Below are 15,034 nucleotides of genomic sequence, written 5' to 3'. Positions count from 1 at the left end.
TCCGGTGCGGGTGCCACCCGAACGGCCGCCTCCGGTCGGCGGGTTTCCGGGCTGATCGTTCGAGCGTATTGATCTTTACGCACCTCTTGAGCGCTATTTCGAGCGTGTGCTACAAACGGTCGGCGGGGCCGCGGCCCGCCGACCGGTGAGCCGGCAGCGCCCCGGCTCTGGAGGCTCCATGTCCGCCTCATGGTCCCGCCGTTCGTTCCTGCGCCTCTCCGGCAGCGCCGCACTGCTCGCCGGAACCTCGTCCGCGGCCGCCGTCTGCTCGGGCGGTCCCGCCCTCGCCGCGGGCGACGCGTACGACACCCTGCGCCTCAGGTGGCGCGAGATGGTCCTGGGCAGCGGCTTCGACCCGGCGGCCGCGCCCTTCAACGCCAAGCTCGGCCTGATGGGCGGTCAAGCCGCCGAACACCGCTCGGCCATGGCGCCGGTGAGCGGCTCCCTCTGGCCGGACCTGCCCCTGACGGCCTCCTCCTCGATCACTCTGAGCTACTCCCGGCTCGCCACCATGGCCCAGGCGTACGCCCAGCCCGGCACGGGTCTGACCGGCGGCACCGCACTGCTCGCCGCGGTCACGACCGGTCTCGACCACCTCCACGACCAGGCCTACAACCCGGCGAAGAGCCAGTTCGGCAACTGGTGGGACTTCCGGATCGGCTCGCCCCAGCTCCTCCTCGACATCAGCACGGTCCTCTACGAAGAGCTGTCCGCCGACCGGCTCGCCAACCACCTGGCCGCCGTGGACGCGTTCGTCCCCGATTCCTCGGTCGCCGCGTACACGGGCACCAGCACCGGCGCCAACCGGGTGGACCTCTGCCGCTCGCTGGCCCTGCGCGGCATCCTCGGCGGGAACGCGGCCAAGATCGCGCTCGCCCGCGACGCCCTCTCCCCCGTCTTCCCGTTCGTCACCGCCGGGGACGGCTTCTACGCCGACGGGTCCTTCGTGCAGCACACATACCTCTCCTACACGGGTTCGTACGGGGTGGTGCTGCTCGGCGGACTGGCCTCCCTCTTCGCCCTGTTGAACGGCTCGGCGTGGGCGGTCACCGACCCCGCCCGGCAGATCGTCCTCGACTCGGTGGAGGCCTCCTTCGCGCCCTTCCTCTTCAACGGCCTGATGATGGACGCGGTCTCCGGACGCGCCACCAGCCGGGGCAACCCGCGGACCGACTCCCACGGCTTCCAGGGCGGCGACCACGGCCGCGGCCACGCCGCCATGGCCTCCATCGCCCTGCTCGCCGCGGCCGCGAGCGGTACGGAGGACCGGCGCTGGCGCGGCCTGGTCAAGGGCTGGATGCAGCGGGACTACTACAGCCCCGTGCTCACCGACACCGACCTGAGCGTGCCCTCGCTGGCCCGGCTGAAGGCCGTGCAGGACGACAACGCCGTCAGCGCCCTCGCCGAGCCGACCGCGCACCGGCTGTTCCCGAGCATGGACCGGGCCGTCCACCGCCGGCCCGGCTGGGCGGCCTCGATCAGCATGGCCTCCAGGCGGATGGGCCTCTACGAGACGGGCAACGGCGAGAACCTCCGGGGCTGGCACGCCGGGGCCGGGATGCTCCAGTGGTGGGGGAACACGTACGCCAACGGCCAGTACACCGACGCCTTCTGGCCGACCGTCGACCCGTACCGGCTGCCGGGCACCACCGTCTCCCGCAAGGTGCTCGCCGACGCCGAGGGCGGCGCCTGGGGGCTGCCGAGGCCTGACGTGAACTGGGTCGGCGGGGCCACGGACGGGGAGTACGCCGCGCTGGGCCAGTTCGTACGGGGGCTGTCGAGCACCCTGTACGCGAAGAAGTCCTGGTTCTGCCTGGCCGATGCGATCGTCTGCCTGACGGGCTCCGTCCGGAGCGCCGACGGCACCGTGGTCGAGACCGTGGTCGAGAACCGCAACCTCGGCGCGAGCGGCAGCCACGCACTCACCGTGAACGGCACCGCCCGGTCCACCGCCCTCGGCTGGTCGGCCACCCTCACCGGGACCGAGTGGGCGCACATCGCGGGCCATGGCGGCTACGTCTTCCCCGGCGGCGCCACCGTCAGGGCGCTGCGCGAGGCCCGGACGGGGTCCTGGCACGACATCAACACCGGCGGCACCACGGACCCGGTCACCCGCCGCTATCTGACCCTCTGGTTCGACCACGGCACCGACCCCGTCGACGCGGCCTGCTCCTACCTCCTGATGCCGGGCGCCTCCACCACGGTCACCGCCGCGCGCGCCGCCGACACCGGCTGGCTGACCGTCCTCGCCAACGACAACGACCGGCAGGCCGTCGCGGTGCCCTCGCTCGGCGTCACCGCCGTCAACTTCTGGTTCGCGGGAACGGCGGGCGCCCTCACCGCCGACGCGCCCGCCTGCGTCCTCGTACGGGAACACGGTGACGGCACGGCCACCCTGTGCGTGTCCGACCCGATGCGGATGCGGACCGGGCTCACGGTCACCTGGCACCGGCCCGTGGCCTCCGTACTCTCCAAGCCGGCCACGGTGACCTCGGCCGTCACGGGCTCCGCCCTCACCCTCGGCTTCGGGGACCTCACCGGACGGGCCGGGGCCACCCAGCGGATCAGGGTCGCGCTGGGCTGACGGCAGGGGCTACTTCAGCGCTCCGGCCGTCAGGCCCGAGCGCCAGAACCGCTGGAGGCAGAGGAAGGCGATCACCAGCGGGATCACGGCGATGAGGGAGCCGGTGATGGCCAGCGAGTACATCTCGGGGCTTTCGGTGATCGAGACGTTCCACATGTAGAGGCCCAGGCTGACGGGGTAGAGGTCCTTGTCGTTCAGCATGACGAGCGCGCCGTAGAAGTTGTTCCAGCTCGCGGTGAAGGAGAACAGGAACAGCGTCGTGAAGCCCGGGGCGAGCATCGGCAGGACGATCGAGCGGAAGGTGCGCACCTCGCCCGCGCCGTCCATCCGGGCCGCCTCGATCACCTCGTACGGGACGTAGCCCTCGGAGAAGACCCGGGCGAGGTAGACGCCGAACGGATTGACCAGCGAGGGGATCAGCAGCGCCCAGTAGGTGTTGGTGATCCCGGCCTTGGAGGCCAGCAGGTACATCGGCAGGGTCAGGACCGCGCCGGGGACCAGTACGCCCGCCAGGACCACGCCGAAGAGCTTCTCCTTGCCGGCGAAGCGGTACTTGTCGAAGGCGTGGCCCGCGGCGACGGAGATCAGCGAGGAGAGGGCCGAGCCGACGACCGCGTAGAGGAGGGTGTTGAGCAGCCAGCGGCCGTAGATGCCGTCGTTGTGGGCGAAGACCTCGTGGATGTTGGAGAAGAGGTTGAAGTCTCCGAGGCTGAAGCCGTCGGTGCCGAAGAGGTCCCGGCGGTTCTTGGTGGCGGCGATGAGCAGCCAGCTGACCGGCATCAGCGTGTAGACGGCCAGGACGGCGAGCACCGTGTTGACGGCGGTCCTGGAGGCCCGGCCGCGGCGGGCGACGGTGCGCGTGCTCATGCTTCCTGCCACCGCTTCCCGATCCGGGTGACCACGAAGGACAGCGCGCCGGCCACGAGGGCCAGCAGCAGCGAGGCGGCGGCCGCGCCCGCGTAGTCGTGGTCGACGAACGCCTTGCCGACGATGTACATGGTGGGCGACCAGTCGTTGCCGAGGGACTGGGCCTGCTCGGAGAGCAGTTTGGGCTCGGTGAAGAGCTGGACGGCTCCGACGCAGGTGAAGAGGACGGTCATGACCACCGAGGAGCGGATGACGGGCACCTTGATGCCGAGGGCCACGCGCCAGGCACCGGCGCCGTCCACGGTGGCGGCCTCGACGAGCTCGCGGGGCACGGCCTGGAGGGCGGCGAAGAAGATCACCATGTTGTAGCCGAGCCACTGCCAGACGGCGATGTTGACCACGGAGGACAGGGAGTGGGCGGGAGAGAAGAAGTCCCAGCGGCCGCCCGCGGTCTCGATCCACTCGATCACCGGGCTGAGGCCGGGGGTGTAGAGGTAGATCCAGACGATCGAGGCGATCAGTCCGGGCACCGCGTGCGGCAGGAAGAGCGCGAGCTGGAAGAAGCGCCTGGCCCGGGCGTAGGCCGAGTCGACCAGCAGGGCCGCGGCGAGCGCCCCGCCGGTCATCACGGGTATGTACACCAGGCAGTACGAGGCCACGTGCAGGAACGACGCGCGGAACGCCGGATCGGCCAGCACCGCCGCGTAGTTGGCCAGGCCCGCGAAGGTGCGCTCCACTCCCCCAAACCCGAGCCCCGAGGACTGCTCCCGGTACAGGCTCATCCAGCCCGCGTAGGCCACCGGCGCCACCGTCACGACGGCGAACAGGACGAAGAACGGGGAGAGGAAGAGGAACGCCGCGCCGCGCCGGCGGCCGCCCTGCCGGGTCACTTGGCGAGCTTGAGGCCGCGGCTGCCGATCGCCGTTCGGGCCGACTCCTGCGCCTTCTCCAGGCCGCTCACCAGGCCGTTCTTGGCGGCCTCGTCCTTGAAGTCGGCGTTGACCTTGCCCCAGACCGGGCCCCAGGTCCATCCGGGGACGATCGTGTCGATCTGGGCGCCGGTCAGCCCGTAGAGGTCCTGGCCGCCGAAGTAGGAGGTGTCGAAGGCCTTGGCCGCGACCTCGGCCATGGCGGGGTTCGCGGGCAGGGCGCTGCTGGGGTTCTTCAGGGCGCCGAGGCGGGCCGTCATCGCGGCCGGGTCCGTGGTCACCCACTTGATGAACTCGGCGGCGGCGGCCGCGTGCTTGCTGCCCTTGGGCACGGCGAAGCTGGTGCCGCCGTACATGCCGCTGGCCGGGGTGCCCCAGTGCGGGACGGGGGCGACGCCCCACTTGCCCTTGAGGTCGGGCAGGGTGGAGATCATGCTGCCCGCGCTCCAGGCGGCGCCCAGGACGCTGACGCTCGTGCCGTCGGCCTTGGACTTGTTCTCCTCCGGGGTCCCGGAGCCGTAGTTGAAGACCAGGTCGTCCTTGAGCATCCCCTGCCAGAAGGCGGCGACCTTGCGGGAGGGGGCGTCGTCGATCGCGGGCTTCCAGCCGTCGCCCTTGACCTCGAACCACTTGGCGCCGGCCTGCCAGGACAGGGCCGCCTGCAGGGGCGCGTCCGTGGGGAAACTGCCGATCCGCACGGCGGGGTCGGCGGCCTTGATCTTCTCGGCGGCCGCCCGGTATTCGTCCCAGGTCGTGGGGACGCCGACGCCGTACTTCTCGAAGAGGTCCTTGCGGTAGAAGTAGACCTGCGGGGTGGCGTCGAAGGGGACCGACCAGGTCTTGCCGCCGAAGGTCACCAGGTTCTGCACGCCGGCGGGGAAGCTGTTCTTCACCAGCTCGGCGGAGGAGGCGGTGAGGTCCTCCAGGAAGCCCTGGCTCGCGAACTCCGGGACCACGTTGTACTCGATGGTCGCCACGTCCGGCGCGTCGCCCGCCTTGATCGCGTTGCTGATCTTGCTGTAGCCGTCGGCGCCGCCCGGTATCTGGGAGAACCGCACCTGGATGCCGGTGTGCGTCCTGTTGAACTCGGCGGCCGCGGCCTCGGCGCCGCCGGTCCAGGTCCAGTACGTGAGGGTGACGGGCTTGCCGTCGTCCTTGGCGGCAGACGACGCGGTGGGACCGGAACCGGCGCAGGCGGAGGTCAGCAGGGCGAGGGACACCGCTGCGGCCACCGCACCGTGGGCGCGCAAGGACTGAGCCTTCATTGACTGCTCCTGGGGCGAGTGGGCTGAACGGGTTGAATCATTCGCCCCGTGCGACTTGAACGTCAAGAGCAAATGAACTATCGATCAATACGATCAATTCGGGGTGTGAGAAAGGAGGTTCAGGCGGTCCTGTGGAGGTCCTCGCGGCGGACGCCGTGCACGAACGGCAGGCCTGCGGCGTAGCGGGCGATCTCCTCGACGGCGGAGTCGGCCATGCGGTGGAGCTCGTTGCCCAGCGAGCCCGCGATGTGCGGGGTGAGCAGTACGTTCGGCAGGTCGTACAGGGGCGATTCGGCCGGCAGGACCTCGGGCTCGGTGACGTCGATGACCGCCCGCAGGCGGCCCGAGGCCAACTCCTCGGTGAGCGCGTCCCCGTCGACGAGCGCCCCGCGCGCCGTATTGATCAGAGTGGCTCCGTCGCCCATCAGCGCCAGCCTGCGGCGGTCGATCATCGCCCGGGTCTCGGGCAGCGCCGGCGCGTGCAGGCTGACCACGTGGGAAACGCGGCAGAGCTCGTCGAGCCCCACGCCCCGTGCGCCGAGCCGCTGCGCCTGCCGCTCGCTCAGGTACGGGTCGTACAGGAGGAGTTCGAGGTCGTACGGGCGCAGCAGCTCGATCACGCGGCGGCCGATCCGGGAGGCGCCGACGATGCCGACGGTCCGGCGGTAGTTGCCGACGTGGCCGTACCGCTCGTGCCAGTCGTGGCGGAGGCCGCGGAGGCTGCGGTACTCCTCGCGCATCTCCAGCACGCGCTTGTTGGAGAGCAGGACCATGGCGACGGTGTACTCGGCCACGGGCAGGGAGTTGGCCAGGGCCGCGGAGGAGACCGTGATCCCGCGGTCCCAGCAGGCCTCGGTGACCAGGTGTTTGACGGATCCGGCGGCGTGCACGACGGCCTTGAGGCGGGGCGCGGCCGCGAGCACCCGCGCATCGACGGCCGGGGCGCCCCAGGAGGTGAGCAGCACCTCGGCCTGCGCCAGGGCGACCGCCACCCCGGGTCTGCCGAAGTCGTCGGCGACGCGTTCCGGGTCGAAGGCGGCCACCTCGTGGAGGCGGCGCGCGGTGGCGTCGTCCAGCAGACGGGGAAGAAGCTCGGGAGCCATCGCGAGCAGGGTTCGCGGGCGGCGCACAGACATGTGGGGTGCTCCTTGCGGCTGAGTGAGGCCGCGCCGACTCTATGGAGCACGAATTCGATCGTCAAGATCTAACACTCGATACGATCAATACGATCGGAATATCGGGCGGGCTAGCGCTGCCAGACCGTGGTGATGTTGCAGAACTCGCGGATGCCGTGGCCGGACAGCTCGCGGCCGTAGCCGGACCGCTTGACGCCACCGAAGGGGAGCGCCGGGTGTGAGGCGGTCATGCCGTTGACGAAGACGCCGCCGGCCTGGAGGTCGTCCGCGAAGCGGGCGATGTCCGCGTCGTCACGGGTCCAGACGTTGGAACTGAGGCCGAAGGGCGTGTCGTTGGCCCGTTCGACGGCCTCGTCCAGGCTGCCCACCCGGTAGAGCGTGGCGACGGGGCCGAAGGCCTCCTCCTGGTCGATGCGCATGACCGGGGTGACGTCCGCCAGGATCGTCGGTTCGTAGAACCAGCCGTCCTCGAACCCGGGCGGGCGCCGGCCCCCGCACAGGACGGTCGCACCGTGCTCCACGGCGTCGTCGACCAGCTCCTCCAGGTCGGTCCGGCCCGCCTCGGTGGCCAGCGGGCCCACGTCGGTGCTCTCCTCCATCGGGTCGCCGACCGTGAGGGCCGCCATGCCCGCAGTGAAGCGTTCGGCGAACTCGTCGTGGACGTCGGTGTGGACGATGAAGCGCTTGGCGGCGATGCAGGACTGTCCGTTGTTCTGCACGCGGGCGGTGACCGCCGTGCGCGCGGCCTGGGCGATGTCGGCGGACGGCATCACGACGAAGGGATCGCTGCCGCCGAGCTCCAGGACGGTCTTCTTGACGACGTCCCCGGCCGCGGCGGCGACCGCCCGGCCGGCGGGCTCGCTGCCCGTGAGGGTGGCCGCGGCCACCCTGGGGTCGCGCAGCACGCCCTCCACGGCCCCCGAGCCGATGAGCAGCGTCTGGAAGCAGCCGCGGGGGAAGCCGGCCCGGTGGAAGAGGTCCCCGAGGTACAGGGCGGTCTGGGGCACGTTCGAGGCGTGCTTGAGCAGGCCCACGTTGCCGGCCATCAGGGCGGGCGCGGCGAACCGGACGACCTGCCAGAGCGGGAAGTTCCACGGCATGACGGCGAGGATCACCCCGAGCGGCCGGTAGGAGACGCGGACGGCGGACGCGCCGGCGTCGCTCACGTCGACGGCGGCGGGCTGCTCGTCGGCGAGGAGGGATTCCGCCCGGTCGGCGTACCAGCGCATGGACTTCGCGCACTTGGCCGCCTCGGCGCGGGCCGCCGCGAGCGGCTTGCCCATCTCGGTGGTCATCGTCCGCGCGATGTCCTCCAGCTCCTCCTCCAGGAGCGCGGCCGCGTGGTTCAGGAGCTGGCGCCGCTCGGCGAACGGGGTGCGCCGGTACGTGGCGGCCGTCTGCGCGGCGTCCGCGAGGCACCGCTCGATGCCGGCCGCGTCGAGCGCGTCGAAGGTCTGCAGCGTCCGGCCGGTCGTCGGGTTCACGGTGGCGATGGGCATGGTTCGGCCTTCCTGTGCGGGGGGTGCTCAGCCGCTGCCCACCGCATCGTCGCAGGCGGGGCAGATCCGGCCGGCGTGCTCCGGGGCGTACCACGGGGCCCCCGGATCCGCGGGCGGCCGGGCCGGGGCCGTGTCCATGGCGAAGGTGTCCCTGCCGCAGAAGGTCCTCGGGCCGGGTACCGAGGTGGTTCCCGGGGCGGCAGGGGCCGCGTGCACGCGCAGGACCGACCGTTCGTCGTCACCCGACAGCTCGTACACCACGAGAATCCCGCTCATACCTTCGACGGTAGGCCGCGGCGCGCGGACGCGCCCGGTCAGCGCGCGAGGTCCGCGGGACGCGGGGCCCCGCCCCCGGCGCGCGGCCCCGGCCAGAACGCGGCCCGGTCGGCCGCCGGCAGGAGCGCCACCGCCAGTACGGGGAACAGCGCGGCCAGCGCGAAGGCCGGGGTGTAGCCCCGGTCGGCGATGAGCGCGCCGACCAGCGGCGGGACGAGGACCACCGCGGCGTGCTGCCCCATGCCGTGCACCCCCAGGGCGCGGCCCGCCCAGTCGGGGCCGGCGTACTCGGCGACGGCGGTGTTGTGCAGCCCGTTGGTGCTGACCGTCAGGCCCGAGGCCAGCAGCAGGGCCGCCGTGGCGACCGGCGAGTCCCAGGCGGCACCGGCCGTGAGCAGGGCCAGGTTCACCGCCGTGGCCGCCGCGAGCACCCGCATCGGCCGGATCCGGCCGCCCACGCGGTCGGACCACCAGCCCGCCAGCAGCCGCACCCCCGCCCCGGCCAGGTTGGCCACGGCCAGCACCCCGCCGGCGGCGGCCGGCGACCAGCCGCGCGCCTCGGTCAGGAAGAGCAGGGCGAATCCGGTCACGACGAACTGCGGCACGCACAGCACGGCGGCCGCGCCGTGCAGCCGCCACAGGTAGCCGCCGCGGTACGGGGCGGAGGTCCGTACGCCCGCCGGCCGGTCGGGGCGCGGCGGGTCCACGGCGAACAGGGCGATCGCCAGCCCCGTGACCCCGCACAGCACGGCGCAGAAGCCGAAGGCCGCGGACAGGCCGCTGTGGTGGGCGATCGGCGGCAGCGCGGCGGCGGCCACCCCGGTGCCGAGCGGCTGCGAGGCCTGCCGGACCCCCATCGCGATCCCGCGCCGGTCGGGCGGGAACCACCCGATGACCAGGCGCCCGGAGGCCGAGTGGACGGAGGACCCGGTGGCCCCGGCCAGGACCAGCAGCGCGCCGACGGCCCACACGCCGCGCACGGCCGCCGCCGCGGCCAGCACCGCGGCGGCGGCCAGCAGTCCGGTGGCCAGGGTCTTCTGCTCCCCGTACCGGTCGGCGATCACGCCCCAGCCGATCAGGCCGAGCAGGATCCCGATGATCGGGCACGTGACGAGGAGGCCGGCGGTGGCCAGCGTCAGCCCGAGCTCCTGCTGGAAGGCGGGCAGCAGGTAGGCCGGTCCGTAGAGCGCGGTGGTGCTGGCGGTCTGGCCGCCGGTGCCCAGGGCGAGCATCAGCCAACGGCGCGGTATTCGCTCCTCGTTCATGCCGCGACCCTAATGGCCGACCGCGATGCGAGACAGATCGTTTCGCATAGCGAGACATCTGTCTTGCTCTCTAGTGGCACGCGCCGGCGACCAGCTCCAGCTCGTCCGCCCACACCGCCGGGTCCCGGGGACCGACGTGCGGCGCCGCCAGCGACCGGACGCGGAAGCGGTTGCGCGGGGTCGTCGCGTCCGCCTCACGGATCATCAGGTCCTGGAGCGCCGGCGGGATCGCACGGTCCGCGGTGAACCGCAGGAAGGTGCGCGGCACCTGCCCCCACTTCTCCGGCAGCCCCCTGGAGTCGGCGGCTGCGATGGCCGCCGACTCGTCGGGCTCGAGGATGTTGAGGAGCGCCCGCACGGCCGCGTCCGGCCGGTCGGCCGCGAGCGCCTCCTTGGCCGCCGCGAAGAAGGCCGGGTCGCCCGAGCGCCAGTTGACCCGGTTGACTCCCAGCTCGGGCGGGGTCTTGACGCCGCCCAGCCGGAACAGGGCGCTGGAGGAGGCCTCCGGGGTGGTCATCAGCTGCATGACGGAGGTGTGCCGCGTCGGGCAGAACGCAGAGGCGTAGACCAAGTGGGAGATCAGCTCGGGTACTTGGTTGGCGACGGCGTTCAGTGTGGCCCCGCCGAGGCTCTGCCCCACCAGTACCACGGGGCCCCTGCGGGAGGCGGCGCGCACGATCCCCACGACGTGCGCCGCGAAGTCGGCCAGGGTCACCTTGCCGAGGGGCGAGGGTTCGGTGCGCAGCCGCTCCGGGTCCTGCGGAGTCTGGTAGGAGGACGGGAAGTACGCGCCGGGCCCGTGTCCGGGCAGGTCGACCGCGACCGCCCGGTGCCCGCGCAGCGCGAGTTCCGCCACGACCCCTGACCAGCCGTAGGAGTTGCTCCCGGCGCCGTGCACGAGGACGAACGTGGGCGCCGCGCACCGCCGCCCCTCCCCCTGCGCGGCCCGAGCCCCGTCCGCCAGCGCGGCGGAGCCCCCCGCCCCCACGGCGGCAACCGTTCCCGCCCCGACGACAACCGCCTTCAGAACCCCGCGCCTTGAGCGCGCTCCGGAACCCGTGATGCCATTCGATTCGCTCATACGGCCGACTCTATGGGCGGGCCCACCCCTTATCGCCTGATTCCGGCCAGTGTGCCGGGCCGCCCGCGACCGGGCCAGTCAGGTGACGGCCTCCTGGTCGTGCTCGCCGCCGATGCAGGTCCACAACCCCGTCGAGGAGTCGTACTCCACCTTTCCCCCGGTGTACTCGCATTTCTGCCTGTCGACGTCGCCGGGGGCCGCGGCCTGCGCGGCAGGGCCCAGAACGCCGAGGGCGGCCAGCATCACGGCGGTGGCGAACCCGAGGAGTCGTGGTCGTGTACGCATGGGGACCTCCCGTGGGAACGAGACATGGGTCATGACCAGCCTCACCACACATCACGCCGAGGCGCACGTCGGACTACTCCGATCGAGTGAAGGGCTCTCCGGGAGCGTCAGCCCGCGCAGGGCAGCAGACTGGTGTCATGGCGAACACACCCGTGGTAGCCGTAGGACGTCCGGATGACCTCGGTTTTCGGAAGGTCACGATCGACGACAAGCCCGCGGGGAAGGTGCGTTGCCCCAGGGAGCTGGACAAGCTGTTGCGCCACGCAGGTCTGGCGGCCGGGCACGAAATCGATTGGCACGGCGGCGACGGAACGGTCTGGCCGGATCACGCGTGGCGGCGCAGGGCCTACGGAGCCCTCATGGCGGCAGGCCTCCTGGCCACCGCGTACGTCTTCGTCCTGATCGGCATATCGGACACCTTCAACGCCCTGACGTACGCCGGACGCCTGACGGGATTCACTTTCTTCCTCGCGGCCCTGATCGAAGTGGTCGCCGCGGCAGCCACCGTCGACTACTGGCAGGAGCGGCACATAAAGCATTCGGGGATCCTCATCCTCATCGCGGTCGCGGGCTCCCTCGCCGCCAACCTGGTACTCCTCTTCGTGCAGATCAGGGGCAGGACGTACACACACTGGCTGTGGCTTTGGCTGACCCTCATACCGTGGTCGATCTGGGCCCTGCGGGTCCTCATCCGCAGCCGGGCGTGGAAGGGCCTCCAAAATCCCCGGCGCATCGCGATCGGGGTGATCATTTCCACCTTCCTCGCGCTGGCCAACACGGCGTACACGCAGATCTACGTCCCTTACGCGACGTCCCCCCTGGTGCAGAGCACTGCCGAATACGGCTCACCGAGCCTCAACGAGGAACGCACGAAGCTGTTCCTTCCGGTCCATCTGCACATGAAGAACTCCGGCCAGATCCCGGTCTATGTCCTCGGCAGCATCTATTGGATCCGCGGCAGGCTCGCCGACAGCAAGACATACGAGTTGATCACCTCGGACGAGTTCATCCTGCCGTCGGGCCGGCCGTTGAATCCGGGAGAGGAATGGTCGGAGGACGAGGTCGTCACCATCAAGGACCCCGAGAACAAGGACTTCCCCTACGAGGCGATCAAGGTCGAGACCGAAGCGTACGTGGCCAGGAAGGACAGAATGGCGATAACCGACGAGTACCTCTACTCGAGGAAGGGATCCCAGGCACTGGAGAAGGCGCACCAGGAAAACGACCCACCGGGGCCAGAGGCACCTTATTACAGGTACCAATCCGTGATATCGAACAGCAATGAGATCCTCAACATGACCCGGGGCCGGCAACGCATCACGCTGTGGCACACGACGAGCAAGTCCTATCCCTACCTCTACGCCAATGTGGCACCACCCGACGAGAGGAAGCCTTTTGACCCGAACAACCGCAACGCGAACCAGGAGAACGCCCGCCGGTACGGCCTCACGAAGGCGCGCGGCTCGATGACGCAGAAGCCCTTCGCGGAAATCCTGGAGTCGGCCCAGGCCGAGCAGCACTCCTCGGGTGAGGCTGCCACGCCGACGCGGTGACCGGCGGCGCCGGGCGCCGGGCGTCGATCCGACGCCCCATCAGGTCATCCGTCCCGGACCCTTGACTCCTTTCGCTCCACTCGCGATCCTCGTCCCCACCGTTGTGCGGGGCATGACAATTCATGCCTTCATTCGACCGCGCTCTCCGCCGACCGAAGGCATGAGTGATCACCTTGCCCCCTCACCCGCGCCCGCGCCGCCGGCGCCGCCGCCCCCTCGCCCTCCTGTCCCTGCTGCTCGCCGCCGTCCTGGCCGTGGCGCTCGGGCCCGTGCCCAGTTCGGCGGCCGACTCCGGGGCCGATCCCGGCTGGTGGAACCCCACCGCCCGGCCGCAGCCCGACTCCGAGATCAACGTCACCGGCGAGCCCTTCAAGGGGACCGACGCGCAGGGGCGGGTCCGTGGCTTCGTCGACGCCCACGACCACATCATGTCCAACGAGGGCTTCGGCGGCCGCCTCATCTGCGGCAAGCCGTTCTCCGACCTGGGCGTGGCCGACGCGCTCAAGGACTGCCCCGAGCACTACCCCGACGGCACGCTGGCCGTCTTCGACTTCATCACCAAGGGCGGTGACGGCAAGCACGACCCGAACGGCTGGCCGACCTTCAAGGACTGGCCCGCCCACGACTCGCTGACCCACCAGCAGAACTACTACGCCTGGGTGGAGCGGGCCTGGCGCGGCGGCCAGCGCGTCCTCGTCAACGACCTCGTCACCAACGGTGTGATCTGCTCGGTCTACTTCTTCAAGGACCGCGGCTGCGACGAGATGACCGCCATCCGCCTGGAGGCGCAGAAGACGTACGACATGCAGGCGTTCATCGACAAGATGTACGGCGGCCCCGGAAAGGGCTGGTTCCGGATCGTCACCGACTCCGGGCAGGCCCGCGACGTCATCAAGCAGGGCAAGCTGGCCGTCATCCTGGGCGTGGAGACCTCCGAGCCCTTCGGCTGCAAGCAGATCCTGGACGTCGGGCAGTGCAGCAAGGCGGACATCGACCGCGGCCTGGACGAACTGCACCGCATCGGCGTGCGCAGCATGTTCCTGTGCCACAAGTTCGACAACGCCCTGTGCGGGGTCCGCTTCGACGAGGGCGCGCTCGGCACCGCGATCAACGTGGGCCAGTTCCTGTCGACCGGCACCTTCTGGCAGACGGAGCAGTGCACCGGCCCGCAGCACGACAACCCGATCGGGCTCGCCGCGGCGCCCGCCGCGCAGAAGGAACTGCCGCAGGGCGTGAGCGTCCCGTCGTACGCGGCGGACGCTCGGTGCAACTCCCGCGGTCTCACCGAGCTCGGCGAGTACGCGGTGCGCGGGCTCATGAAACGCAAGATGATGCTGGAGATCGACCACATGGGCGTCAAGGCCGCCGGCCGGGCGTTCGACATCCTGGAATCCGAGTCCTACCCGGGCGTGATCTCCTCGCACAGCTGGATGGACCTCGACTGGACCGAGCGGGTCTACAAGCTCGGCGGCTTCGTCGCCAGCTACATGAGCGGCGCCGAGGGGTTCAGCGCCGAGGCCAAGCGCACGGACGCGCTGCGCGACAAGTACAACGTGGGCTACGGCTACGGCACCGACATGAACGGCGTCGGCGGCTGGCCCGGGCCGCGCGGCGCGGACACCCCGAACCCGGTGCGCTACCCCTTCCGCAGCACCGACGGCGGCTCCGTGATCGACAAGCAGACGACGGGCTCGCGCACCTGGAACTTCAACACCGACGGCGCCTCGCACTACGGCATGGTCCCGGACTGGATCGAGGACATCCGGCTCGTCGGCGGCCAGGGCGTGGTGGACGACCTGTTCAAGGGCGCGGAGTCCTACCTGACCACCTGGGGCAACTCCGAGAAGCACAAGGCCGGGGTCAACCTCGCGACGGGCTCGTCCGCTTCGGCCTCCACCAGCCAGTGGTGGAACCCGTTCGTCGACTTCTCCCCCGGCCGGGCCGTGGACGGCGACTCGGGCAGCCGCTGGGCCAGCGAGTGGAGCGACGACCAGTGGCTGCGGGTCGACCTCGGCTCCGCGAGCCTGGTGGGCCGCGTCACCCTCGACTGGGAGCGCGCCTACGGGAAGGCGTACCGCATCGAGGTCTCCACCGACGGCTCCACCTGGCAGAACGTATGGGCCACGACCACGAGCGACGGCGGCCTGGACACGGCCCGGTTCCCGGGGGTGTCGGCCCGCTACGTCCGCGTCCAGGCGGTCCAGCGCGCCACCCAGTGGGGTTACTCCCTCCACGAGGTCGGCGTGTACAGCAGCTGACCCCGGGCGGCAGCGGGGCGGGGGCCGGTCCGGTCC

12 protein-coding genes are annotated in these 15,034 nt (G+C 71.1%); 3 read left to right on the top strand and 9 right to left on the bottom strand.

Annotated elements, in window-relative coordinates; translation table 11 throughout:
- Positions 1–178 precede the first annotated feature (178 nt).
- Positions 179–2,584 (top strand): polysaccharide lyase 8 family protein, encoded by a 2,406-nt coding sequence (locus ACFTXQ_RS10205; protein WP_382637986.1) that lies wholly within the window; start codon positions 179–181, stop codon positions 2,582–2,584.
- 9 nt (positions 2,585–2,593) lie between these two features.
- On the opposite strand, the gene ACFTXQ_RS10200 is transcribed toward ACFTXQ_RS10205, so the two are convergent.
- From ACFTXQ_RS10200 to ACFTXQ_RS10160, 9 genes are all read right to left on the bottom strand, one after another.
- Positions 2,594–3,451 carry a carbohydrate ABC transporter permease gene (locus ACFTXQ_RS10200; RefSeq protein WP_382637983.1) on the bottom strand — a complete coding sequence of 286 codons (858 nt, stop codon included), beginning with the start codon at positions 3,449–3,451 and terminating at the stop codon, positions 2,594–2,596.
- On the bottom strand, positions 3,448–4,341 hold the full coding sequence (locus ACFTXQ_RS10195) for a carbohydrate ABC transporter permease (RefSeq protein WP_382637981.1): 894 nt from the start codon (positions 4,339–4,341) through the stop codon (positions 3,448–3,450). Before ACFTXQ_RS10195 ends, ACFTXQ_RS10200 begins: the two co-directional genes overlap by 4 nt.
- Positions 4,338–5,645, bottom strand: a complete 1,308-nt coding sequence (locus ACFTXQ_RS10190; protein WP_382637978.1) for an ABC transporter substrate-binding protein — start codon at positions 5,643–5,645, stop codon at positions 4,338–4,340. The genes ACFTXQ_RS10195 and ACFTXQ_RS10190 overlap by 4 nt, the downstream gene beginning before the upstream one ends.
- A 119-nt stretch (positions 5,646–5,764) precedes the next feature.
- Positions 5,765–6,781 (bottom strand): hydroxyacid dehydrogenase, encoded by a 1,017-nt coding sequence (locus ACFTXQ_RS10185; RefSeq protein WP_382637976.1) that lies wholly within the window; start codon positions 6,779–6,781, stop codon positions 5,765–5,767.
- 110 nt (positions 6,782–6,891) lie between these two features.
- On the bottom strand, positions 6,892–8,280 hold the full coding sequence (locus ACFTXQ_RS10180; RefSeq protein WP_382637973.1) for an NADP-dependent succinic semialdehyde dehydrogenase: 1,389 nt from the start codon (positions 8,278–8,280) through the stop codon (positions 6,892–6,894).
- Positions 8,281–8,307: 27 nt separating this feature from the next.
- The gene (locus ACFTXQ_RS10175) at positions 8,308–8,556 is read right to left on the bottom strand and encodes a hypothetical protein (RefSeq protein WP_382637970.1); all 249 of its coding nucleotides are present in this window, start codon (positions 8,554–8,556) and stop codon (positions 8,308–8,310) included.
- 38 nt (positions 8,557–8,594) lie between these two features.
- Positions 8,595–9,821 (bottom strand): MFS transporter, encoded by a 1,227-nt coding sequence (locus ACFTXQ_RS10170; protein WP_382637968.1) that lies wholly within the window; start codon positions 9,819–9,821, stop codon positions 8,595–8,597.
- Positions 9,822–9,891: 70 nt separating this feature from the next.
- Complete coding sequence (locus ACFTXQ_RS10165) at positions 9,892–10,902, bottom strand: alpha/beta fold hydrolase (RefSeq protein ID WP_382637965.1); 1,011 nt, start codon at positions 10,900–10,902, stop codon at positions 9,892–9,894.
- Between the two features lie 78 nt (positions 10,903–10,980).
- Entirely contained in the window at positions 10,981–11,187 is a 207-nt protein-coding gene (locus ACFTXQ_RS10160; RefSeq protein WP_382637962.1) for a hypothetical protein, read from the bottom strand.
- Between the two features lie 137 nt (positions 11,188–11,324).
- On the opposite strand from ACFTXQ_RS10160, the gene ACFTXQ_RS10155 reads away from it, so the two are divergent.
- Together ACFTXQ_RS10155 and ACFTXQ_RS10150 are read left to right on the top strand one after the other, a co-directional pair.
- Positions 11,325–12,740: a hypothetical protein gene (locus ACFTXQ_RS10155; RefSeq protein ID WP_382637959.1), complete on the top strand. Its 1,416-nt coding sequence runs from the start codon at positions 11,325–11,327 to the stop codon at positions 12,738–12,740.
- 248 nt (positions 12,741–12,988) lie between these two features.
- Positions 12,989–14,998 (top strand): discoidin domain-containing protein, encoded by a 2,010-nt coding sequence (locus ACFTXQ_RS10150; RefSeq protein WP_382638410.1) that lies wholly within the window; start codon positions 12,989–12,991, stop codon positions 14,996–14,998.
- Positions 14,999–15,034: the final 36 nt, after the last annotated feature.

Source organism: Streptomyces sp. NPDC057010, from assembly GCF_042673805.1.
Taxonomy (GTDB): Bacteria; Actinomycetota; Actinomycetes; order Streptomycetales; family Streptomycetaceae; genus Streptomyces.
This window is presented reverse-complemented; position numbering and strand designations above follow the sequence as displayed.

What these genes read in the sequence shown, in the direction of transcription:
- ACFTXQ_RS10175 (WP_382637970.1), bottom strand. Translation starts at nt 8,556, where the DNA reads ATGAGCGGGATTCTCGTGGTGTACGAGCTGTCGGGTGACGACGAACGG.
- ACFTXQ_RS10160 (WP_382637962.1), bottom strand. Translation starts at nt 11,187, where the DNA reads ATGCGTACACGACCACGACTCCTCGGGTTCGCCACCGCCGTGATGCTG.
- ACFTXQ_RS10200 (WP_382637983.1), bottom strand. Translation starts at nt 3,451, where the DNA reads ATGAGCACGCGCACCGTCGCCCGCCGCGGCCGGGCCTCCAGGACCGCC.
- ACFTXQ_RS10170 (WP_382637968.1), bottom strand. Translation starts at nt 9,821, where the DNA reads ATGAACGAGGAGCGAATACCGCGCCGTTGGCTGATGCTCGCCCTGGGC.
- ACFTXQ_RS10180 (WP_382637973.1), bottom strand. Translation starts at nt 8,280, where the DNA reads ATGCCCATCGCCACCGTGAACCCGACGACCGGCCGGACGCTGCAGACC.
- ACFTXQ_RS10155 (WP_382637959.1), top strand. Translation starts at nt 11,325, where the DNA reads ATGGCGAACACACCCGTGGTAGCCGTAGGACGTCCGGATGACCTCGGT.
- ACFTXQ_RS10190 (WP_382637978.1), bottom strand. Translation starts at nt 5,645, where the DNA reads ATGAAGGCTCAGTCCTTGCGCGCCCACGGTGCGGTGGCCGCAGCGGTG.
- ACFTXQ_RS10205 (WP_382637986.1), top strand. Translation starts at nt 179, where the DNA reads ATGTCCGCCTCATGGTCCCGCCGTTCGTTCCTGCGCCTCTCCGGCAGC.
- ACFTXQ_RS10185 (WP_382637976.1), bottom strand. Translation starts at nt 6,781, where the DNA reads ATGTCTGTGCGCCGCCCGCGAACCCTGCTCGCGATGGCTCCCGAGCTT.
- ACFTXQ_RS10165 (WP_382637965.1), bottom strand. Translation starts at nt 10,902, where the DNA reads ATGAGCGAATCGAATGGCATCACGGGTTCCGGAGCGCGCTCAAGGCGC.